Annotated in this window: 1 protein-coding gene; it reads right to left on the bottom strand. The window is 34.8% G+C overall.

Features of this window, described 5'->3' with window-relative positions; translation table 11 throughout:
* Positions 1–130: 130 nt before the first annotated feature.
* Positions 131–1726, bottom strand: coding sequence for a mechanosensitive ion channel family protein (locus AC3DU7_RS30705; RefSeq protein ID WP_488043023.1), 1596 nt, complete (start codon positions 1724–1726; stop codon positions 131–133).
* Positions 1727–2637 lie beyond the last annotated feature (911 nt).

Here is a 2637-nt window from a genome sequence, read left to right as displayed (position 1 = left end):
TTTTTTTGTCACTAATTATCCAGACACATATAAGACATTTTTCAATCCTGTTCACGGAGCGTTTCAGTAGGAAAAAACTTTAGACAGGGAAATATTCACTGTTGCCTATTCCCTAGCACGTAGCGCGATATTAATTCTGTTCTTCCTTGCCAGTCAAATTAACTTTTTTCCCATTGCTTCCCTGCTGGTTGCTTCCCTGCTGGTTGCTTCCCTGCTGGAAAAACTTCATCAACATTGCTTCCATTCGTGGAGATAAATCAATTGGTAAATTCCCAGACCGCAAATGCAAATCTTGTTGGGGAAACGGAATCTCTATTTCACGCTCCCGCAATATTGCCTCAATCTTAAAATACAAGTCACTCCTAATAATTTCCTGTTTGCTCGGTTCCGCTGTCCATACTCGTAACTCGAAATTTAGAGAGCTATCTCCAAATTCAATAAACAATACCTGGGGTTCTGGTATCGATAACACATCGGGATAAGATGCAGCAGCAGCATCTAATAAAGCTTGACGTACTGCCTCTACATTAGATCCGTAAGCAACTCCTACTGGTAACCGCAATGCTGAAACTGGGTGGTCATGATCCCAATTTATTAGCTCCGCCTCCAAAAACCGGCAGTTAGGTACAATAATAGATACATGGTCGAAAGTTTTAATCATTGTACTGCGAGCACCAATGCGTTCAACAGTACCTTGATATTCTCCAACTTCTACAAAGTCACCTACCTGTATTGGTCGCTCAAACAATATTATCAAACCACTGCCAAAATCTCTAGCAATATCCTGGAAACCTAAACCAATACCAACGCCAAGCGCACTTGCTAACAAGGCAATAGAACTCAAGTCTAAACCCCATACTTGCAATAATACCATCACACCAATAGTTATTAAACTGTATTTGGTCATGGTGGCGATCGCTTCTTGAGCGCCTCGGTTAATTCCGGTTACTCGTAAAATGCGCGATCTCAAAAGATTTGTTGTTCCACCAACAGCAATTATTAATGCCCAGACTAAACCTACTAAAATGAATAGATCGGGTACAGAATATGTTTGATTTCCCAAATGAATTACAGGAGAGGTGAAGGTGGAAATTAAGGTATCGGTAAACTGATAACTGAACTGTCTAGTCAGGGGAAATTTATTAGTAATATACAGAATTGTTCCTACCCATAAAGCTATTCTCGTCACTAACAAACTTAAACTAATTAATATAGATAAACTTTTGCTCTCTTCAGGATGAGAAATGCCATGGTTTCCCAAAAAAAACAATAGAGCATGATATAAATATTTTCGCCATATTAACTTTAATAGCCAGTTTATTGCTATGGCCACATTAATAATTAATCCGACTTTAATGAATGTGTTTCCCATAAATTTTAAAGAGCGTTCTTTTTGAGAGATTTTTACTGACTCCTCAATTTTTTTTACCCAAAATTCTGTTTGCTCTTTAATATTACTTCCTGGAAAAACATCTTTTTGAGTAACAGTTAATAAATAGGCATTGTTTAACCAAATTGTTGGTAGTCTGTCTTCTGTCTTAACTTTTATATTTATAGGGTTTGATGATGAAACTACGGTTAATAATTTTTCTTCTATTAACTCAGCTCTTTTCTTGGCAGTATATTCTCCTACACTGCTAACTTTGAGTATTTGTCGTCCATCTAAAACTACTGGGGCTGTAGAGTTTTTAATTTCTACTAATGCTGCTCCCGGAGTAAATATCATTAAGCTACTGAGGATAAGCACGATTGTGCTAAATATAATAAACTGAAGTATTCCTGATTGACGAGATTTAAAATTATAGTTATAGTTATTTTTTACAATCACTCTTTTACCCACCCTTTAGTATTTTGATATACAGTAATGTAAAATATCAATAAATCTTGAATTAATTGTAACATAATGTAGGACAAGTTGATAGAGGTTTGGTTTTCCATCACAATCATTAATTCCTACGCTGCTTTACTCATTGAATTGGTATATATATAGTGGAACAGGAGTATTGGGAATAGTTCCGGAAAAAAAGTAGTATTTTTTTATTATTAATAGTTGCTAAATGGTAAGTTTGGATCTATAAATTATTAGTCAATATAGCAGAAGAAAGAGAAGAAACAGGGAAGAAGGAATAAAGAAGAAGGAAAAATCTTACGTTGTCTGAATTTTAAGCTTTCGACCTGTCCACGCCCTTTCTTTGGACCTCTATATCTTAAGAAGTAAAGTGTAATTATCAGTTTTTTTTTATCTAATACAGGACTTACGCAAATTAACCTTTAAAGGACTATCTATAGGGACAAATAGTATTTTCTAACGCAAAGCTCCGCTAACGCACTAGCTATCTGTAGAGTTCCTGCATAAGTCCTGGAATATAAAAAACTTGATAGTTTACTTTTGAGTTCAACAATTAATAATTAGAGGATTTAATCAAAGAAAAATTTTTGTTTATGCTTGTAGGACAATATTCTATGGGATAACTAGGGAGAGATTTTTGAGCTTAATTATTCGGTTAAATTAATATTAAAATATAGCTTTTAAATTTATGGCGATCGCCAATCAACTTAATTCAAAATTATCACTTGTATAGCAGGGAACAGGGAATAGGAAACAGGGAATAGTTGGAAAAATATTTCCTAGTCTAA

Source organism: Okeania sp., assembly GCF_983059655.1.
Note: the sequence above shows the minus strand (reverse complement) of the source record. Positions and strands in the feature narration are given on the sequence as shown.

Excerpts from the sequence above, each read along its gene's own strand:
- AC3DU7_RS30705 (WP_488043023.1), bottom strand. The coding sequence starts at position 1,726 with ATGATATTTACTCCGGGAGCAGCATTAGTAGAAATTAAAAACTCTACA.